The following is an 18,795-nucleotide window of genomic DNA, read 5'->3' as shown; positions in this document are numbered from 1 at the left end:
TCAGGCGCGAGTAGCGGTGGCCAGTTCGGCCAGTTCGCGTTCCCACAGGTGAGGGAGGTCGCGTACGTGCTGGTGCTGGGTCCGGGCGGTGACGGAGAAGGCGGCGCGGGTTCCGTAGAGGAACAGGACGCTGGAGAACAGGTGACCGCTCAGCAATGGGGGCAACGCGAGGCCTGCCGTGACGGGGGCGCCGCCGACGGCCAGCGGGGTGTGGACGCCGAGAAGGGTCGCACTCCCGAGCGCGTCCTCAGGGCTGAGGGAGATGGAGAAGTTCTTCCAGAACAGGTGGTGCGGCATGTTGTCCATGACCTTGCGGGTGCGGTCCCTGGGCCAGCTGCTGGTCTGTTCGATGATGCGGGCAAGCCGTCGGTCAGCGCCTCGCTCCTCCACCGGCAGGAGGATGCGCATGAGTCCGCACCGGTTGCCGCGGTCCTGGCGGTCCTGGCGGAGGCGGAGGTTGAACGGGACCCGTACGGGGACGGGCCGGCCACGTTCGGCGCGGGGCAGCCACGCGCGTAGGGATCCCGCGAGGGCGGCAAGGTAAATGTCGTTGAGAGAGGCTCCCGAGGCTCGGCTGATAGTGCGCAGCGCCTCCACGGGGACATCCGCTGTGGCCAGCAATCTGCTCTGCTTACGGGGCGGGGGCGGGGTGGTGGCCCACTGGCGATCGACAGCTTTGGAGCTCTTTTCGCTGGCGGGCTCAGGCACCCGGGCGTCGAACAGCCGGCTGATCGTGTGTGCGACCGCTGCTCCGTCCTGAGCGGCGTGGTGAACACGGTAGGCAAGCAGGTATTCGTCATCGCGTCCGGTGCCGGTCAGCCAAAGACCCCAGCCCGGCCGGTCGTCCCCCAGCGGCTGGTTCGCCAGCAGTTCAGCAGTGCGGTGCAGGTCGATCGCACCGTTGAGGACGTGCACGTGGCGGCCAATGTCGAAGCCGTCGGCCGGACGCCAGCGCTCCTCGCGAAGTGGCCCGTCCAGGCACTCCGCGAGCACGGGTACCTGCGCCATGCGTGCTGTGACGAGCGCTGCGAGCCGCTCCGGTGTGGGTCTCGGCCCCTGCACCCGGAGCGCGACGCCGATGACGAATCCGTCATTGGGGCGCTGGCGGGCCCACTCCAGCATCACCCGGTCCTGAGCCAGGCCCGGCTCACCCGCCATGCGGTTGGCGTCTGCCTTTCCCACCGAATTCCCGGTCGTGAGCGACGTGGTCGGCACCCGCTCCGCTCCCTGAGCGGTAGCGGGCTGGGGGTCGCTGTTTACGGTCATGACGGCTCCGCTCTCGGGCGTGCGTACGGGCACTTCAGCGTCGGCGGCTGCGCGCGGGTCGAAAGGAAGGGAGGAGGCCCGCCCGTGGGGCCTGGGGCGAAGGACGGGCGCAACCGAGTGAACGAGGCCAACCCTGCTTTGGACACTGGCCGTTGCCTTGTCCCGAGAACCTTCGCCGTGCGGGGTCCGAGTGGACCTTGAAGCGCTCAGGCGCGGCTGCCGGAATGCCTCCGGCGGTTACGCTGCGCGACTCGGACGGGGGAATCAATCACCCGTATGCCGTAGTCGCCCCCCGCCTCGCAAGCAGCCGCTGCACGTTCTGCTGTGAGCTTGCCGCTGCACATCCGAGGCTCGCGCTGCAGGTCGGGGCGAAGCGCAAGGCCTGTCCTTGCAAGGGGGCACAAGGGCGAACGCGCCCGCGACCGTTCACACGACCGGTCGCGCACTCCTCCCTCGGCCCACCGGTGAAAGGACCCTCCAGACATGCCTGACCACATGGTTGCGGGATCCGTCACGGCGCCGGGCACGGTGCCCCGCCCCACTTCCCGCATCCGTTCGGCCCCGGACCCACGGGAGTGGCGACCGCTGCCGGCCGTGGTGAACGGACACGCAGCGCGCGCCGGCGAGCGTCCTGCCCTCAGTTTCGTCAGCTACAGCCAGGACTCCGGCGGTACGTGGCAGACGCTCACCTTCACCCAGGTGGATCTGCGCGCGCGGGCGTTGGCGACCGTGCTCGAATCCCGGTTCCCCCGGGGCGGGCGCGTCGCCGTGCTGTGTCCCCAGGGCCTGGACTACGGGGTTGCGTTCCTCGCGTGCCTGTACGCCGGAATGATCGCAGTGCCGCTCTTCCCCCCGGAGGACCCCCGGCGCACCGACCAGTTGGCGGCCGTCCTCGCGGACGCGGACCCGGTCTGCCTGCTCACTGTCAGTCCCAACACCCCCGCTTGCCGGGACCTGGCCGGCGGACGGGTACCGGTGTGGGTCGTGGACGAGGCTGATCCCCGCCCGGCCTCCGACTGGTCCGGGTACCAGGCCGAGGCTGCGGAGCCGGCCTATCTGCAGTACACCTCCGGCTCCACCGGCCGCCCCAACGGAGCTGTCATCACCCACGGGAACCTGGTGGCCAGCACCCGGCAGGTCATGGAAGGCTGCGGCCTGTCCGACAGCACGCCCATCGCGAGCTGGCTGCCGCAGTTCCACGACATGGGCCTGTCCATCGGCGTCCTCGCCCCCATGCTTGCCGGGACGCATGTCGCACTCATGTCGCCGCTGGCATTCATCCAGCGCCCCGTGCGCTGGCTGCGCCTGCTGGACGCGCACCGCGCCCACTTCAGCGGAGGACCCAACTTCGCCTACGACTTGTGCGTGCGGAAGGTCCCCGACCCGTCTGGACTGGACCTGAGCAGTGTCCGCGTGCTCACCAACGGCGCCGAGCCGGTACGGGTCGGCACGCTGCGGCGCTTCACCGAAGCCTTCGCTGTCGCAGGTCTCGCACCGGACGCGGTCAAGCCCAGCTACGGCCTGGCCGAGGCCACCGTGCTGGTCGCCTGCAACCGGGTCGGGCAGCGCTGGACCGAACTCGACCTCGACAGCCACGCCCTCACCACCGGCGAAGTACGCGTTGTCGCCGACGGCGACGCGGCGGCACCGACCACCACGGTGGTCGGCTGCGGCCGACCCGTCGGACAGCACGTGAGGGTGGCAGACCCCGAGACCGGCGTCGAACAAGCAGCGGGCTTCATCGGCGAGCTCTGGCTGCGCGGCCCCAACGTGGCAGCCGGCTACTGGCGCGAGGAGCAGCGCTCCACCCAGCTGTTCAACCGAACCCTCAAGACCACCAGGGGAAGCGACAGCGGCTGGCTGCGCACCGGCGATCTGGGCTTCCTGCACGATGGCGAGGTGTTCGTCCTGGGCCGCACCAAGGACGTCATCATCATCCACGGCGCCAACCACGTGGCCGGCGACATCGAGGACACCATCCGGCAGGCGATCCCCGAAGCCGTGCCAGGCGCCGTAGCGGCCTTCGCTGTACCGGGCGACGACGCCGAGGGAGACCGGCTCATCGTGATGGTGGAACTCTCCTCAGGCCCGCAGAGCGCGACGGACATCGATCTGCGCCGACGCGTGCAGATCGCCATCGCTGAACGCCACGGCGTGCGGCCGCATGACGTAAAGGCGGCCCGGCGGGGCAGCCTTCCGCGCACGACCAGCGGAAAGCTGCGCCGCAAGGAGTGCCGCGAGCGCTACCTCACGGACGAACAGAGCTCGGCCGCACGGACGGACAGCAGGGACGACCAGTGACAGACCCCACGGACTCCGCGGAGATCACCCACTGGCTGACAAGCCACCTGGCAAGCCTCCTCGAAGTCCCCGCCTCGGACCTCGACCCCACCTTGCCCTTGGACGCCCTCGGCATCACCTCCATGGAAGAGGTGATGATCACGGCAAACCTCGAAGCACGGTACGCGGTGACGGTCCCGATCGCCGACATGCGGCGCCACCCCACCATCGCAGCGCTCTCTGGCTACATCTCCAGCCGTATGCAAACGGCCCCTCATGACCGGATCGCCGCAGATTGACGGACCAGCGGACCCACCGGACTGAGGTGCCCAACTCAGCGTCGGCGCACAGCGGTGCCTCCGACACAACCCCGACCCGTCGCCAGTACGAACGCAGCCCAGCTTTCCGGCCTTGCTGCGCGCCCGTCTTCATCGAGTGGAGAAACCCCATGTACGACAGGATCGTCGCCATGCTGTTCGAGATCGGTGTCGACACCTCGCAGGTGACGCCGCAGAGCACCTTCCGCGACCTGTGCATGGACTCGCTCTCGCTGACCGAGCTGGCCGTCATGGTGTCCGACGACACGGGCGAGCGGGCCGGCCACATGACCCTGGACACGACGCTGGCCCAGGCCGTGCAGCAGCTTACGCACGACGTGGAGCCGCAGGAGTCGTACTCGCGATGACAATCCCGCCGAAGATTGCGCCCGGGATCCGCCTCGGGCATCGAGCTCGGGCCGGTTCTCAATGAGCCGACCCGACATCGCCGTCACCGGTCTCGGCATGCTCACCCCTGCCGGAATCAACGTGGAGTCCACCTGGAAGGGCGTCTGCGACGGCGAGCCAACGGCTGCCACAGCCGGCCAGCTCGTCGGCCTGCCGGTCGACTTCTGCTGCTCTGTGCCGTTCTTCGACGCTCAGGAGTCGCTGGGCCGCCGGACCGTTCACCGGCTGGATCGCTCCGCGCAGCTCGCGCTCATGGCCGCCAAGGAGGCCTTGCAGGACGCCGCTCTTGATCCGCAGACCTGGGACGGCACCCGTGTCGGGGTAGTGATCGGCAGCGGCATGGGGGCTTGCCAGACCTGGGAGGACCAGCACCGGCAACTGCTCGACCGGCCCACACGTGTCTCACCGCTGCTGATCTCCATGATCGGGCCGAGTACCCCCGCCAGCGAGATTGCTCTCCTGTGCGGCGCGCTCGGCCCGACCCTGGTGACGGCGACTGCCTGTGCCTCCGGCGCGACTGCCATCACCGTGGCCCGCGACCTCCTGATCACCGGCCAGTGCGACATCGTCATCGCGGGCGGCACCGAAGCGAGCAACACGCCCCTGATCGCCACCGGGTTCGCCCAGCTCGGTGCCCTCTCGACCCGCCGCCACGACCCCGCCGGCGCCTCCCGGCCCTTCGATCTGGCTCGGGACGGCTTCGTGCTGGGCGAAGCAGCGACCGTCCTCATCCTGGAGCGGGCCGAGGACGCCGCCGCCCGCGGCCACACGCCCCGGGCTCTCCTGGCCGGGTGCGCGTCCACGACCGACGCCCACCACCCCACCGCTCCCCACCCCGACGGCCGCGGGCTCAAGCAAGCCATGCGCGCCGCTCTGGCCGATGCCGCACTCACCCCGCACGAGGTGGACCACGTCAATGCCCACGGCAGCTCCACCGTCCTCAACGACGCTGTCGAAGCGCAGGTGATCAGCACCGTGCTGCCCGGCGGACCGTTCGTCACCTCTACCAAGGGCGCCCTCGGCCATTCCCTCGGAGCCACCGGCGCGGTGGAAGCCGCTCTGACCGTCCTGAGCCTGCAGCACGGCCTGATCCCGCCCACCGCCAACCTGGAGAGCCCCGACCCGGCCTTCGACCTCAACCTCGTCGTCAAAGCCGCCGTGAACGAACACCTGGGCGTGGCACTGAGCAACTCCGTCGGCTTCGGCGGCCACAACGTCGTCCTGGCCTTCCGCACCCCCTGACTGGCGTCGCGCCGGTCACCTGAATTCCCTCGACAGCCGTATGACGGCCGACGGACCACTCGTCAGCGACGGCCTGGCCCCGGTCGTCCTCACAAGATCAGAAAGGCATGCTCATGGAACGGTCAGCAACCGACGCAACCGACGGTGCGGCAACCGAAGCGGGACGAACGGGCGGGAGGAGCCCGGAAGCAGCAGTGGCCCCCATCGCGGGACGAGACGTTCCCAACGCCCCCGGACACCGCAGGCTGCTGGGCCACCTTCCACTCATGCGGGACGGAATGCTGCCCATGCTCCGCGAATTGGGCGAGGCCGGCCCCGTGGTGAAACTGCAGCTCGGCCCCGGAACCAAATATGTGATCAGCGACGGGGAGCTGGCCCACGAGATCCTCGCCGACAAGACCAACGCATTCGGGCGCGAGCGTATGGCCCGAGGCTTCCGTCCCGTCACAGGAGACGGATTGTTCACCCTCGACGGGACGGCACACCGTGAGCGCCGCAAGATCGTCACCCCCGCGTTCACCCGCACCCCCCTCGCCGCCACCACGCCCCTGATCTGCCAGGTCACCTCGGACTTCGCCAAGCGCCTGCCGCCGCGCACCGTACTCGAGCTCGACCACGAGATGCTCAAACTCAGCGTCGACATCGCGGTCCGCTGCCTCTTCCGCTCCGAAGCACCCGCAGACACCGTCTCCTGGCTGGCCACCAAGGCATTCACCTTGTCGAGGGGAATCCTGCTGCGGATGACGGCGCCCCTCTGGCTGCCCCCCATGCGCACGCCCAGCGGCTGGCGGGCCACCCGCACCCTGCGAGAAGTCGCCGTGACCCTGTCCGCACGACACGTCCCAGCCGGCTGCGGCAACGACGTTCTGAGCCTCCTGGACGAAGCCGCCTGCCCCGCCCAGGGCGAACCGAACATCACCCGGACCGCGGTCATCGACGAACTGATCACCTTCCTGGCCGCCAACAGCGACGCCACCGCCATGACGCTCGCCTGGGCCTGGCACGAACTGGCCCAAAACCGCGACCTCGAACAAGCCGTACAAAGCGAGGCCGACGCCCTGTTCAACGGCGGCCGGCCCCTGCCGGACAAGGTCGTCGAGCACCTTCCCCTCACCAGCCGGGTCGTCAAGGAAGTGATGCGCCTCTACCCCATCCCCGTCGTCGCGCGTAACACCGTCCGCGAGGTGACCGTCGGCGGATTCCGCCTCCCACCCCGAGCGGAGGTCCTGCTCAACCTCTACGGAATTCACCGCGACCCCACCGTCTACCCGCACCCCGACACCTTCGACCCCCACCGCTGGACGGGCGACGAAGCACTCACGACCCGCGGCAACGCCTACCTCCCCTTCAGCGCCGGCGCGCACCGCTGCGTCGGTGCCCCCTTCGCCGCCATCAGTGCACCAGTCGCCCTGGCCGCCCTGGCCGCCCGGTTCGAACTGAGGCCGGCCCACCCCGACCGTCCGGTGAAAGCCGTGGCGGGCGTGGTCACCCGACCCAAGAGGCTCCTCATGACGGCGACTCCACGAGCCGGCTTCAACGCCCAGCAGCGCGTCTCGGATTCGGCCATGGTGTAAGGCCTGCAGGACCGTGCCGATGGCTTCGGTCAGCGGCTGGCTTCAACCTGTTCCCCTTACGGCTCGCTCGGGTGTGACAGACCAACATCGCAACCTATGCGCCGGAAGAGGGGCGCGCAGGGCGTACGCGAGCACGGCGCTCCCCTCGTCGGCCCTGCTGCTGAGAGAGCGAGCCGTGGCCAACAGGCGCTCTTACGCCTGCGGAGTTCCTCACCCACACTGGCGGCCGGGGGAGGAATCGGGTGGCAGCTTGCAAGCCGAAGCGCCGGTTGTCCCGGCGTGAGTGCCGGGACGACAGGCTCGCTGCGGGAGCCGTCGGCGGTATTGCCGTCCTGGGCGTGTTCACCACGTCATGGGCCGTGATCTGGCGAATTCTCGGCCAGATCCACCTGTGATGCCTCTCCTGAGCTGCGCGCGGAACATCCCCTGGGGGCAGGCCGAAGAGCCAGACACATCGGCACGGCAACTGGCCCGGATGCGGAGAGTGCGAACTGTCTGACACAAACTGCCCCGCGGCGACCGCTACTTGATCACGTTGGGGAAACCTGAGGTACTCCTGGGGGAAGCGAGTCGTCCTACATCCCTGACATGCCTGATGCGTCGTCAGGTAAGTCGGCATCGGGCCCCGAGCATTCCGAAGTGGCTGTCCGATTCGACGCCTGTTCGGCGGCGCCACAACAGCCTGGCTCGCACGGACGTGCAGGCAAGGAGCCTTCTCGCCAGCGGGAATCGATGTTCCTTTTAATCTTCGATCCGACGCGTGTCGGTGTAGATTGAGACCGCCCTTGACCTGCGGAAAGCAGGCAGGGAGCTGACATTCCGGGAGTTTCCACATGCTTCGCACCATGTTCAAGTCCAAGATCCACCGGGCCACCGTCACCCAGGCCGACCTGCACTACGTCGGCTCCGTGACCATCGACGCCGATCTGCTGGACGCGGCCGATCTGCTGCCCGGGGAACTGGTCCACATCGTGGACATCACCAACGGGGCCCGGCTGGAGACCTACGTCATCGAGGGCGAGCGCGGGTCCGGGGTCATCGGGATCAACGGGGCCGCCGCCCATCTCGTGCACCCCGGGGACCTGGTCATCCTCATCAGCTACGCACAGGTCGAGGACGCGGAGGCGCGGGCGCTGAAGCCCCGCGTCGTGCACGTGGACGGCGACAACCGGATCGTCGAGCTGGGCGCGGATCCCTCCGCCCCGGTGCCGGGTACGGATCAGGAGCGCAGCCCCCACGCGGTGGCTGTCTGACGGGAGTCGGGGACCATGCCGCAGAGCGAGAGCCAGAGCACACCGATCGAGTTCCGGGACGAGCGCAAGGCCGGGCGGCTGCTCGCCGTGGAGGGCGAGGCGGTGGTCGGATACATCGCCTACTTCGTGCTCGCCGAGGCGCCCCACGCCCTGGTGGCGGTGCACACCGTCGTCGAGCCGGCCCACGAGGGCCGGGGCATTGCCGGGGGGCTGGTGCGGACCTTCTACGGGATCGCCGCCGCCGAGGGCGTGCCCGTGGTGCCGCTCTGCCCGTACGCGGCGAGCTGGGCCGACAAGCACCCCGACGAGGCGCCCGAGCCGGCCGCCGAGGTCGTGGCGGCGGCCAAGGCCCAGCTCGCCGCGGACTCCGACCTCTGGTGACGGAACCGGGCCTGGTCCTGCTGCACACCTCGCCCGTGCACGTCCCGGTCTTCGACGCGCTGCGCGACCGGCACCACCCGGGAGCCGTACTGCGGCACCTGGTGGCGCCGGAGCTGCTGGAACGGGCCCGCGCCGAAGGGCCCCGGGTGGTGGCTCCCGCCCTCCTGGCCCTGCTGGCCGCCGCCGGGCCCGCGCCCGTGCTCGTCACCTGTTCGACCATCGGGGCGACCGCGGAGTCGCTGGCTGCGCAGCTCGGTGTCCCCGTACTGCGGGTGGACCGGCCGATGGCGGCCGCCGCGGTGCGCACGGGCGCGCGGATCGCCGTACTGGCCGCCCTGGAGTCCACGCTCGCCCCGACCGCCGACCTGCTGGCCGAGGAGGCGGGCGAGCGGCGGGTGTCCGTCCGTACGCACCTGGTCGCCGGGGCCTGGGAATGCTTCGAGGCGGGGGACACGGCCGGATACCTGGCCCGCGTGGCCGCGGCCGCCGATGCCGTCACGGGCGCCGACGTCATCGTGCTCGCCCAGGCCTCCATGGCCGGGGCCGCCGGCCTGACCGCGAGCCCGGTCCCGGTGCTGTCCAGCCCGGTCCCGGTGCTGTCCAGCCCGGCCCCGGGCCTGGCCGCCGGTCTGGCACTGCGCCCGGCGCCGCGCCCGGCGCCGCCGTAGGGCGCATACCCGCGGCCATCGCGGGAAACTGGACACCATGGGACGAAACGTAGAGCAGACGCAGCCGCCGGTCCCGGGGCCAGAACCCTTCCCCGATCCGGAGCCCATGCCGCGGCCCGTGCCGCCCGTGCCCGGACCGGTACCCGAGCCCGACCCGATCCCCCCGCCTCCGGGACCCGCGCCGATCCCCCAGCCCGGGCCCCTCAGCTAGCCCTCTCGGACGTCAGTCCGTGCGGACCTCCGAGCGGTCGCCGCTCCAGAGGGTGTGGAACGAGCCCTCGCGGTCGGTCCGCCGGTAGGTGTGCGCCCCGAAGAAGTCCCGCTGCCCCTGGGTGAGGGCCGCCGGCAGCCGTTCCGCGCGCAGGGCGTCGTAGTACGCGAGCGAGGCCGCGAACGCCGGGACCGGGATGCCCTGGCCCACGGCGGCCACGATCACCGCGCGCCAGTCCTCCTGCGCCGCGCCGATCTCGTCCGCGAAGCCCGGGTCGGCCAGCAGGCTCACGAGCTCCGGCCGGGCGTCGTACGCCGCCCGGATCCGGTCGAGGAACGCGGCCCGGATGATGCAGCCGCCGCGCCACAGCGAGGCCATCGCGCCCAGGTCCACGCCCCAGCCGTACTCCTCGCTGCCCGCGCGGATCTGGTGGAAGCCCTGGGTGTACGAGACGATCTTCGACGCGTACAGCGCCTGCTCCACCTGCGCGGCGAAGGCCTCCGCCGCCTCCGGCGCGAGCGCGGTGGCGGTCGGGCCCGCGAGCCCGCGGGCGGCCGTCCGCAGGTCCGCGTGGCCGGAGACGGCGCGGGCGAAGACCGCCTCGGCGATCCCCGACACCGGCACCCCCAGGTCCAGGGCGATCTGCACGGTCCAGCGGCCGGTGCCCTTCTGCTCGGCGGCGTCGGCCACCACGTCGACGAACGGGCGGCCGGTCGCGGCGTCCGTGTGCGCGAGCACCTCCGCCGTGATCTCGATCAGGTACGAGTCCAGGCGCCCCCGGTTCCAGTCCCGGAAGGTCTCCGCGATCCGCGCGGGGGAGTAGCCCGCGACCTCGCGCAGCAGGTGGTACGCCTCGGCGATCAGCTGCATGTCGGCGTACTCGATGCCGTTGTGCACCATCTTGACGAAGTGTCCGGCGCCGTCGGGGCCGACGTGCGAGACGCACGGCGTGCCGTCCTTCGCCTTCGCCGAGATCTTCTCCAGCAGCGGACCGAGCGAGTCGTACGACTCGGCGGAGCCGCCCGGCATGATGCTCGGGCCGAGCAGCGCGCCCTCCTCGCCGCCCGAGATGCCCGCGCCGACGAAGTGGATGCCCTGCTCGCGCAGCTCCCTCTCGCGGCGCCGGGTGTCCTCGAAGTGGGCGTTGCCGCCGTCGATGATGACGTCGCCCTCCTCCAGGAGCGGGGCGAACTCGTGGATCACGGCGTCGGTCGGCTCCCCGGCCTTCACCATGACGACGATGCGGCGGGGGCGCTCCAGCGCGTCGACGAACTCCTTCGCCGACCCGGCGGCCACGAAGGCGCCCTCGTGCCCGAATTCCTCCACCAGGGCCGTGGTCTTGGCGGCGGTCCGGTTGTGTACGGCCACCGTGAATCCGTTGCGGGCGAAGTTCCTGGCGAGGTTGCTGCCCATGACGGCGAGGCCGGTGACGCCGATCTGGGCTGTGCTGGTGCTCATCGTTGCGCTCCTGCGTGCTTCGGTGTGCTTCCGTGTGCGGGACTGCCGACGCTACCGCCACGCGGCCGCCCGTGGATCTCCTGACGGGCAACACACCGTCAAGTACCGCTGACGAGCGCCCCGTTGCGCCCCTTGTCATGCCCTGTTCGCAACGTTAAGTTGTGCGGTTCCTGATGTCTTCAATGGGGGCTCCCATGGGTGTACGGGGCCGGCACCGCCGGTATCAGCCGAGCAGCATCAACCGGGCCTCGCTGGCCGTCACCGCCGGCGGCGCGGGGATGGCGCTCCCGCTCATCGGCGCCGGGGTCGCCCACGGCGCGACCGTGGACACCTGGGACAAGGTCGCCGCCTGCGAGTCCACCAACAACTGGCGCATCAACACCGGGAACGGCTATTACGGCGGCCTCCAGTTCAGCCAGAGCACCTGGCGGGCCTTCGGCGGCGCCGCCTACGCGCCGCGCGCCGACCTGGCCACCAAGGACCAGCAGATCGCGGTCGCGGAGAAGGTCCTGAAGGGCCAGGGCCCCGGGGCGTGGCCGCAGTGCGGCAAGAAGGCCGGCCTCACCCGCAGCGGACCGGCGCCGGCCGTCGCCCCGCAGGGACCGTCGCAGCCGAAGGCGCAGTCCGCGGCGCAGCCCAAGGCCGTGGCGCCGTCCCAGCCGGTGAAGACGGCGGCCCCGGCGCAGGGCGCCACGCCCAGTCCGACGGGGACCTCCGTCCTGCCGAACCCGTACGTCGTCGCGCCCGGCGACTCGCTCTCCGCGATCGCCACCGAGCAGCGCGTCGACGGCGGCTGGCAGGCGCTCTACGAGACCAACCGGGCCACCGTGGGCGCCAACCCGAACCTGATCTTCCCCGGCCAGCGGCTGACGCTGCGGATCACCGCCGGACCGGCCAAGCCGCCCGCGGAACCGTCGACGCCGCCGCCGGCCCGGCAGGGCCCCGAGAAGCCGCCGCGGACCGCCGACCCGGTGAAGCCCGTGGAACCGGCGGCCGAGAAGCCCGCCGAGAAGCCCGCACCGCCGAAACCGGCCGAAAAACCAGCCGAAAAGCCGGTGGAGAAGCCCGCGCCGGAGCCCGCCTCAGCGGAGCAGAAGCCGGATGCGGGCGGTTTCTCCGCCCCCGTCGACGCCGCCCTCGGCACCGCGTACCGCGTCTCGGGCTCCCACTGGTCCAGCGGCTACCACACGGGCGTCGACTTCCCCGTGGCGACCGGCACCACCGTCAAGTCCGTCGGGCCCGGCCAGATCGTCTCCGCCGGCTGGGCGGGTGCCTACGGCTACCAGGTCGTCATCAAGCACACCGACGGCCGGTACTCCCAGTACGCCCACCTCTCGGCCCTCGGCGTGAAGGCCGGCCAGCAGGTCTCCGGAGGCCAGCGGATCGGCCGCTCCGGCTCGACCGGCAACACCACCGGCCCGCACCTGCACTTCGAGATGCGCACGGGACCCGGTTACGGCTCCGACATCGACCCGCTGAAGTACCTCCGGGGCCACGGAGTCCGCATCTGACCCCCGCACCCGCGGGGGCACGGCCGTGAGCAGGACCAGACCGGCCGCCGCCACGAGGGCGCTGGCCACCGCCGAGGCGGTGCCGGCGGCCCCGTAGCGGAAGCCCTCGTCGAACAGCGTGATGCCGACCGTCGCCGCGACCACCGGGTTGATCACCGTCACGGTGGCCAGCGGCGCGGTCAGCCCCGCGCCCCGGTAGGCCGCCTGCGACAGCAGCAGCCCCGCGACCGCCAGCGCCGCGATCGCCACGAGGTCGGGCCACAGGCCGCCCAGCGCCCCGGGGGCGACGTTCTCGGCCACCGACTTGGTGAACACGGAGGCCATGCCGAAGGCCGTACCGGCCGCCGCGGCCAGCAGCACGCTGTGCAGCACCGCCCGGTGCATCCGGTGCGCCGCCACGAACAGCACGGCCACCGCCGCCCCGGTCACGGTCAGCAGCACGTTCCGCTCGCCGCCCGCCAGCGCCTGCTCCGCCCGCCCGTCCCCGCCGGTCAGCGCCAGCAGCCCGGCGAGGCCCACCGTGGCCAGCACCGCCCCGCGCCAGGCCGCCGCGCCCGCCCGGCGCCGTACGAACACGGCCGCCAGCGGCAGGGCGAAGACGATGGTGAGCGCGCCCAGCGGCTGCACCAGGCTCAGCGGTCCGTACGCGAGTGCGACCACGTGCAGCAGCGCACCGAGGCCGTTCAGCCCCACCGCCACCCACCAGCCGCCCCGCCGCAGCGGGGCGTAGGGGCGGTCCGGCGTGCTCGCCGCGACCCGTTCCTGGACGATCGCACCACCCGCGTACGCCAAGGCGGACACGAGGCAGAGCAGGACCGCCAGCGCCAGTGCACTCATAAGGTCCACAATGCCCGACCCATCTGCGCTATTCCTCCGCCCACAGGTGGTCACCGGTCATACTCCCGGCGTAGTACGGGAGTACGCCAGCGTGGCCCTTACAGCGGCGGGAACACGACCCCTGCGGCGCCCGTGACTCACCACGGCAGCCCCCTACGGTGACCGTCCGCTCTCGGTCCGTGAGGATTCCGGCAGCGGGTTTGGCTCCGGGCGCGTGGGATCCGTACAGTTCCCCTTTTGAGGACTTCCGCAGCAGGCGGATGCGGACGAGTGATCAAGGAACGCAGCGGCCATGACGGTGACCGAAGAAAGCCGGCAGCAGGGGCAGGACTACGGGCCGGGCATCGACCCCGAGCGGCTGGCGCTCTGCCTCAGCGTGCTCGAAGAGCTCGACACGATCGATGTCGACCACCCCGACGCCATCGCCGTCCGCCGCGCCACCGCCGGTGTCTACCGCACGGTCAAGCAGCGCCGCCGCCAGGAGCGCCGCGCCTCCAAGACCGCCAACGACAAGGCCGTCACCGAGGCCACCGCCACCGGCTCCGCCGAGCGCATCGACGACGAGACCGAGGGCATCCTGCCCTCCTCGGTCACGGAGGCCGGCCGCATCGCCGGGATACTCCAGCGCCCGCGCTCCTGCTACGTCTGCAAGACCCGCTACGTCGAGGTCGACTACTTCTACCACCAGCTCTGCCCCGAGTGCGCCGCCGAGAACCGGGCCAGGCGGGAGGCCCGCGCCGACCTCGCCGGCAAGCGCGCGCTGCTCACCGGCGGCCGGGCCAAGATCGGCATGTACATCGCGCTGCGGCTGCTGCGCGACGGCGCCCACACCACGATCACCACCCGCTTCCCCAAGGACGCCATCCGCCGCTTCAAGGCGATGGAGGACTCGGCGGAGTGGATGCACCGCCTGGAGGTCGTCGGCCTGGACCTGCGCGACCCCGCCCAGGCCGTGGCCCTCGCCGACCAGGTGGCCGCGGCCGGTCCCCTCGACATCCTGATCAACAACGCGACGCAGACCGTGCGCCGCCTGCCCAGCGCCTACGCGGCGCTGGTCGAGGGCGAGGCCGCCCCGCTGCCCGCCGGTGAGCTCCCCGCCCACCAGGTCATCGGCGCCTTCAACTCCGGCGCGGTCGACGGCCTCGCGGCGCTGCCCGTCGGGGTGAGCGGGCTCGAAGCGCAGAAGGTCGCCGACCTCGCCCTGGTCGCGGGCAACGCCAGCCTGGAGCGGCACCTCGCCGGCACCGCCATCGACGCCGGCGGCCTGCTGCCCGACGTCGTCGAGAGCAACACCTGGGTGCAGACCATCGACCAGATCTCCCCGGTCGAGCTGCTCGAGACCCAGCTGTGCAACTACACGTCGCCGTTCATCCTGATCAGCGCCCTTCGGCCGGCCATGGCGGAGGCCGCCCGGAAGGCGTCCAGCGGGCGTGCGTACGTCGTCAACGTCTCGGCGATGGAGGGCGTCTTCAGCCGCGGCTACAAGGGCGCGGGGCACCCGAACACCAACGCCGCCAAGGCCGCGATGAACATGGTGACGCGGACCAGCGGCCAGGAGATGTTCCAGACCGACCGCATCCTGATGACCTCGGTCGACACCGGCTGGATCACCGACGAGCGCCCGCACTTCGACAAGCTGCGCCTCGCCGAGGAGGGCTTCCACGCCCCGCTCGACCTGGTCGACGGCGCGGCCCGGGTCTACGACCCGATCGTCCGCGGCGAGCTCGGCGAGGACCTGTTCGGCGTCTTCCTGAAGGACTACGCCCCGGCGAACTGGTAACCGCGGAGCCTCCCCCTCTTAGGAGAGACCCCTCACCTAGGGGAGACCCCTCACGGACCTTCTCGACCCCCTCGGTGCCCCGAGGGGGTCGAGTGCGTTCCGGGCGGGCCCGACCCGGCAGGCTCCGGCGGCGACCAGGTCCAGCAGCGGCCGCCAGTCCTCCAGCACGCCCGCGTCCAGGTCCGCCGCGGCGGCCGAGTCCCGGGCATGGTGCAGGGTGGCCACCGCCTCGGCGTCGGAGCCGGCCCCGCCGTCGACGGAGACGAGGGCGCCCGACAGGCGTACCAGCCGGGCCACACGCCCGCCCAGCAGGGGGCGGATCGCCTCGGCCGCCACCCCGACGGTAACCGTCCCGTCACTCAGACGGAGCAGCCGTCCGATGTCGTGGAGCAGGCCCGCGAGCTGCAGTTCCTTGTCGAAGGGGTGCGAGCGGCGCAGCAGGGCCGCGGTCCGCAGACCCCGGTCGTCGGGGCTGCCGCGCAGGAGCTCCATCAGCTCCAACACGCTTGTGAAGTACGGAACTTGAGCTTCGGACACCCCGGACTCCGCCACCGCCGACCCCCTCCGTCACATCCTGCTCGTCCGGGGTCGAGCAGATCACCCGCCACGGACCCGCAGCCCGACGACTTGCTGAACTAGGAGCGAAAGTAAGAGGGCGCAGCGGATTTTGCCTTCCTATCGAGCGGAGGTCCGCTCATATGTGTACTCTGGGGCATCAAGACGGCCCCCATCCGGGCCGCGCTCCACTAAGGCGCCACCGCGTCCGGAAACCCTTTATCCCTTGCCCGGCTCGCGGTCCGCTTGCCGGGTTGCGCGACACAAAGGAGTGCGCGGTGACTGAGAAGACCAAGCCCGAACCGACGGTCATGGAGCGGACGGTGACGCGGGCGAAGCCCCGTACCGACGAACTCGGCAGCCTTGAGGTCTGGGCCCGATCCGCCCCGATCCGGCTGGCCGGCTACGAGGACGACCTGGCGGAAGCGCACATCCTCCCCGGTATCGACTAGCCCGCAGCGCGGTGCCAAGCGCCCCCTCGTGCCCACGGGCACCGGGGGCGCTGCCCTTTCCGGAAGGTTCCCGTCCCGCGTACGCCCTGAGCGTCATCGCCGAGGGCGATCACCGCTTCCCCCGCCCCACCCGCGCCGGGCAGGCTGGCCGGCATGAAGCTGCTGATGCTGGGTGGTACCGAATTCGTCGGACGCGCGGTCACCGAGGACGCCCTCGACCGGGGCTGGCAGGTGACCGTCTTCCACCGAGGACACCACGCGCCCCCGCCGGGCGCCGAGGCCCTGCACGGGGACCGCACCGCCCCCGGCGGTCTGGCCGCCCTCGACGCGGGGGAGTGGGACCTGGTCGTCGACACCTGGAGCGGCGCCCCCACCGCGGTGCGCGACAGCGCGCGCCTGCTGCGGGGGCGGGCCGGCGGGTACGCGTACGTCTCCAGCCGCTCGGTGTACGCCTACCCTTCCCCTCGCTCCGCTGGGGGGACCCCCACCCCCGCCGGGCAGGGCGAGGACGGCCCGCTCGTCGAGGGCTCGCCGGACGCCGGGCCGACCGCCTACGCCGAGGACAAGCGGGGCGGTGAACTCGCCGCCCTGGACGCCTTCGGCGACCGCGCCCTGCTGGTGCGCGCCGGACTTGTCCTCGGCCCGTACGAGAACATCGGCCGGCTGCCGTGGTGGCTGAACCGCACCGCCCGCGGCGGCCCGGTGCTCGCCCCCGGCCCCCGCGAACTCCCGATCCAGTACGTGGACGTACGCGACCTCGCGCGCTGGACCCTGGACGCCGCCGCTGCCGGGCGCGGAGGCGCGTACGACCTGGTCTCCCCGCCCGGGCACGCCACCATGGGGGCTTTCCTCGACGCCTGCGCCGCCGCCACCGGCGGCCGCGCCGAGCTGCGCTGGACCGACCCGGACCGGCTCCTGGAGGCCGGCGTCGAGCCCTGGACCGAGCTGCCCGTCTGGATCCCGGAGGGCCCGTCTCGCGCGCACGTGTTCGGCGCGGACGCCGGGAAGGCGCTGGCGGCCGGACTGACGTGCCGCCCGGTCGAGGAGACCGTCGCCGACACCTGGGCCTGGCTGCGGACGCTCGGCGGAGTCGCCCCGCAGCGGCCGGACCGCCCGGTCCTCGGCCTTTCCCCCGAGCGGGAGGCCGCGCTACTCGGGCTCTGACAGCCAGGCGTCCGCGAGGCGGGTCGGCGGGAGGTACTCGCGCACCAGCGTGCGGTGCCACCAGGCTCCCGTCTCGCGCAGCTCGCGCCAGGTGGTGAACCGGTAGCGGTAGAGCAGGGCCCGGACGTAGACGGGCGGAGCGTCCGGGAACGGGTTGTGGCGCAGCAGCCGCAGCGTGTCCCGGTCGCCGGCCAGCAGCCGCTCCACGAACGGCCCGAACCAGTCCCGCGCGTAGCCCGGGGAGATCGCCGCGAACCACATCAGCCAGTCCAGCCGCAGGTGGTACGGGGCGAACTGGCGGGGGATCCTGCGCAGTTCGGTCGGCTTGCCCCGGAAGCCGTACTCCCGCCAATCCCCGCCGTCCTCGTGCGGCACCCGGTCCGCGGTGCCCTCGACCACCACCTCCATGCGGACCCGGCCGACCGAGCCGAAGGCCCCGTAGGTGTTGACCAGGTGCAGTGCGTCGAAGGAGCGGTTCATCACCTGCCGGCGCGAGATCATGTTGAGCACCGGACGGCGGCTGAGGAACAGCACGAGGGCGGTCACCGCGCAGACCAGGACCACGAACCACACGGGCGCGTCCTGCGAGGCGGCGGCCGGCGGGGGGCCCGCGAGCCCGGTGAAGTCCACGGCCGAGAGGGCCAGCGTGATCGTCAGCCAGTTCAGCCAGGCGAAGTTGCCGGACAGCACCAGCCACAGCTGCGTCGCGACGATGATCCCGGCGGCGTACGAGGCCACCGGCTGCGGGGTGAACAGCAGCACCGGGACGACCAGTTGGGTCACGTGGTTGGCCGCGCACTCCACCCGGTGCAGCGGCTTCGGCAGGTGGTGGAAGAACCAGCTCAGCGGCCCGGCCATCGGCTGTGTCTCGTGGTGGTAGTAGAGGCAGGTCAGCTTGCGCCAGCAGGAGTCCCCGCGCATCTTGATCAGCCCGGCCCCGAACTCCACGCGGAAGAGCACCCAGCGCAGCAGCCACAGCACCAGCACCGGCGGCCCGGCCCGGGCGTTGCCGAGGAACACGGCGAGGAAGCCCACCTCCAGCAGCAGCGACTCCCAGCCGAAGGAGTACCAGGTCTGCCCCACGTTCACGACGGAGAGGTAGAGCACCCACAGCAGGGCCCACATCGCCATGGCGGCGCCGAGCGGCACCTCGTCGCCGGCGCCGGCGGCCAGCGCCGCGGCGAGTGCCGCGCCGGTCCAGGCGCAGCCGGCGAAGAAGCGGTCCGAGTAGTGCACTTGGAACAGGCTCGGGGCGCGCCGGAAGGGCACGTACCGCACGTAGTGCGGCACGGGCAGCATGCCGTGCGCCCCGATCAGGGCCCGGAACTGCAGGGCGGCCCCGACGAAGGCGACGAGGTAGATCCCGGCCAGGGCCCGCTGGAAGACCAGCCGGGCGAGCCAGTATCCGGGCGCCGTGAACCAGTCCATCGCCTCCAGT

General features: G+C 71.6%; 16 protein-coding genes and 1 pseudogene. 12 read left to right on the top strand and 5 right to left on the bottom strand.

The annotated features are described in order from the left end of the window. Nucleotides 1-1,215 (bottom strand): wax ester/triacylglycerol synthase domain-containing protein, encoded by a 1,215-nt coding sequence (locus ACFYZ4_RS04260; protein ID WP_390782988.1) that lies wholly within the window; start codon nucleotides 1,213-1,215, stop codon nucleotides 1-3. A gap of 534 nt (nucleotides 1,216-1,749) precedes the next feature. Between ACFYZ4_RS04260 and ACFYZ4_RS04255 the strand changes: the two genes are divergently transcribed. The 8 genes from ACFYZ4_RS04255 (at nucleotide 1,750) to ACFYZ4_RS04220 (ending at nucleotide 9,389) form a co-directional block, all read left to right on the top strand. Continuing rightward, entirely contained in the window at nucleotides 1,750-3,567 is a 1,818-nt protein-coding gene (locus ACFYZ4_RS04255; RefSeq protein WP_390782987.1) for a fatty acyl-AMP ligase, read from the top strand. Then, nucleotides 3,564-3,845: an acyl carrier protein gene (locus ACFYZ4_RS04250; RefSeq protein WP_351293839.1), complete on the top strand. Its 282-nt coding sequence runs from the start codon at nucleotides 3,564-3,566 to the stop codon at nucleotides 3,843-3,845. The genes ACFYZ4_RS04255 and ACFYZ4_RS04250 overlap by 4 nt, the downstream gene beginning before the upstream one ends. Before the next feature lie 149 nt (nucleotides 3,846-3,994). Next, nucleotides 3,995-4,231 carry an acyl carrier protein gene (locus ACFYZ4_RS04245; RefSeq protein WP_351293842.1) on the top strand — a complete coding sequence of 79 codons (237 nt, stop codon included), beginning with the start codon at nucleotides 3,995-3,997 and terminating at the stop codon, nucleotides 4,229-4,231. A gap of 61 nt (nucleotides 4,232-4,292) precedes the next feature. Further along, a complete protein-coding gene (locus ACFYZ4_RS04240; RefSeq protein ID WP_351293845.1) occupies nucleotides 4,293-5,513 on the top strand; it encodes a beta-ketoacyl-[acyl-carrier-protein] synthase family protein in 1,221 nt (406 codons plus the stop codon). Between the two features lie 107 nt (nucleotides 5,514-5,620). Then, nucleotides 5,621-7,087 (top strand): cytochrome P450, encoded by a 1,467-nt coding sequence (locus tag ACFYZ4_RS04235; protein WP_390782986.1) that lies wholly within the window; start codon nucleotides 5,621-5,623, stop codon nucleotides 7,085-7,087. Nucleotides 7,088-7,920: 833 nt separating this feature from the next. Then, a complete protein-coding gene (panD, locus tag ACFYZ4_RS04230) occupies nucleotides 7,921-8,340 on the top strand; it encodes an aspartate 1-decarboxylase (protein WP_030717564.1) in 420 nt (139 codons plus the stop codon). A gap of 15 nt (nucleotides 8,341-8,355) precedes the next feature. Continuing rightward, a complete protein-coding gene (locus tag ACFYZ4_RS04225; RefSeq protein WP_390782985.1) occupies nucleotides 8,356-8,721 on the top strand; it encodes a GNAT family N-acetyltransferase in 366 nt (121 codons plus the stop codon). Then, nucleotides 8,718-9,389: an aspartate/glutamate racemase family protein gene (locus ACFYZ4_RS04220; protein ID WP_390782984.1), complete on the top strand. Its 672-nt coding sequence runs from the start codon at nucleotides 8,718-8,720 to the stop codon at nucleotides 9,387-9,389. Before ACFYZ4_RS04225 ends, ACFYZ4_RS04220 begins: the two co-directional genes overlap by 4 nt. Nucleotides 9,390-9,612: 223 nt before the next feature. Here the strand turns inward: ACFYZ4_RS04220 and gndA are convergent, their stop codons facing one another. Beyond that, entirely contained in the window at nucleotides 9,613-11,058 is a 1,446-nt protein-coding gene (gene gndA, locus ACFYZ4_RS04215; RefSeq protein ID WP_384341397.1) for an NADP-dependent phosphogluconate dehydrogenase, read from the bottom strand. A gap of 194 nt (nucleotides 11,059-11,252) precedes the next feature. Here gndA and ACFYZ4_RS04210 point away from each other — a divergent pair, with 194 nt between their 5' ends. Beyond that, the gene (locus ACFYZ4_RS04210) at nucleotides 11,253-12,569 is read left to right on the top strand and encodes a transglycosylase family protein (protein ID WP_390782983.1); all 1,317 of its coding nucleotides are present in this window, start codon (nucleotides 11,253-11,255) and stop codon (nucleotides 12,567-12,569) included. A gap of 99 nt (nucleotides 12,570-12,668) precedes the next feature. Here the strand turns inward: ACFYZ4_RS04210 and ACFYZ4_RS04205 are convergent. Beyond that, nucleotides 12,669-13,406, bottom strand: a pseudogene (locus ACFYZ4_RS04205) (DMT family transporter); the annotation flags it as partial. 292 nt (nucleotides 13,407-13,698) lie between these two features. Between ACFYZ4_RS04205 and ACFYZ4_RS04200 the strand changes: the two are divergent. Next, on the top strand, nucleotides 13,699-15,186 hold the full coding sequence (locus ACFYZ4_RS04200) for an SDR family NAD(P)-dependent oxidoreductase (RefSeq protein ID WP_390782982.1): 1,488 nt from the start codon (nucleotides 13,699-13,701) through the stop codon (nucleotides 15,184-15,186). Nucleotides 15,187-15,222: 36 nt separating this feature from the next. Here ACFYZ4_RS04200 and ACFYZ4_RS04195 read toward each other — a convergent pair whose 3' ends face one another. Next, nucleotides 15,223-15,690, bottom strand: coding sequence for a hypothetical protein (locus tag ACFYZ4_RS04195; protein ID WP_384341399.1), 468 nt, complete (start codon nucleotides 15,688-15,690; stop codon nucleotides 15,223-15,225). A gap of 329 nt (nucleotides 15,691-16,019) precedes the next feature. Between ACFYZ4_RS04195 and ACFYZ4_RS04190 the strand changes: the two genes are divergently transcribed. After that, nucleotides 16,020-16,193: a hypothetical protein gene (locus ACFYZ4_RS04190; RefSeq protein ID WP_351300292.1), complete on the top strand. Its 174-nt coding sequence runs from the start codon at nucleotides 16,020-16,022 to the stop codon at nucleotides 16,191-16,193. Nucleotides 16,194-16,346: 153 nt separating this feature from the next. Then, nucleotides 16,347-17,357: an NAD-dependent epimerase/dehydratase family protein gene (locus ACFYZ4_RS04185; RefSeq protein ID WP_390782981.1), complete on the top strand. Its 1,011-nt coding sequence runs from the start codon at nucleotides 16,347-16,349 to the stop codon at nucleotides 17,355-17,357. Here ACFYZ4_RS04185 and ACFYZ4_RS04180 read toward each other — a convergent pair. Then, the gene (locus ACFYZ4_RS04180; RefSeq protein WP_351300283.1) at nucleotides 17,343-18,785 is read right to left on the bottom strand and encodes a lipase maturation factor family protein; all 1,443 of its coding nucleotides are present in this window, start codon (nucleotides 18,783-18,785) and stop codon (nucleotides 17,343-17,345) included. The two genes, ACFYZ4_RS04185 and ACFYZ4_RS04180, sit on opposite strands and share 15 nt — an antisense overlap. Nucleotides 18,786-18,795: the final 10 nt, after the last annotated feature.

It is taken from the genome of Streptomyces sp. NPDC001513 (assembly GCF_042894695.1).
GTDB lineage: Bacteria > Actinomycetota > Actinomycetes > Streptomycetales > Streptomycetaceae > Streptomyces.
This window is presented reverse-complemented; position numbering and strand designations above follow the sequence as displayed.

Coding starts and splice junctions, on each gene's coding strand:
- ACFYZ4_RS04255 (WP_390782987.1), top strand. CDS start 1,750: ATGCCTGACCACATGGTTGCGGGATCCGTCACGGCGCCGGGCACGGTG.
- ACFYZ4_RS04245 (WP_351293842.1), top strand. CDS start 3,995: ATGTACGACAGGATCGTCGCCATGCTGTTCGAGATCGGTGTCGACACC.
- ACFYZ4_RS04240 (WP_351293845.1), top strand. CDS start 4,293: ATGAGCCGACCCGACATCGCCGTCACCGGTCTCGGCATGCTCACCCCT.
- ACFYZ4_RS04235 (WP_390782986.1), top strand. CDS start 5,621: ATGCTCATGGAACGGTCAGCAACCGACGCAACCGACGGTGCGGCAACC.
- panD (WP_030717564.1), top strand. CDS start 7,921: ATGCTTCGCACCATGTTCAAGTCCAAGATCCACCGGGCCACCGTCACC.
- ACFYZ4_RS04225 (WP_390782985.1), top strand. CDS start 8,356: ATGCCGCAGAGCGAGAGCCAGAGCACACCGATCGAGTTCCGGGACGAG.
- gndA (WP_384341397.1), bottom strand. CDS start 11,058: ATGAGCACCAGCACAGCCCAGATCGGCGTCACCGGCCTCGCCGTCATG.
- ACFYZ4_RS04210 (WP_390782983.1), top strand. CDS start 11,253: ATGGGTGTACGGGGCCGGCACCGCCGGTATCAGCCGAGCAGCATCAAC.
- ACFYZ4_RS04200 (WP_390782982.1), top strand. CDS start 13,699: ATGACGGTGACCGAAGAAAGCCGGCAGCAGGGGCAGGACTACGGGCCG.
- ACFYZ4_RS04185 (WP_390782981.1), top strand. CDS start 16,347: ATGAAGCTGCTGATGCTGGGTGGTACCGAATTCGTCGGACGCGCGGTC.
- ACFYZ4_RS04180 (WP_351300283.1), bottom strand. CDS start 18,785: ATGGACTGGTTCACGGCGCCCGGATACTGGCTCGCCCGGCTGGTCTTC.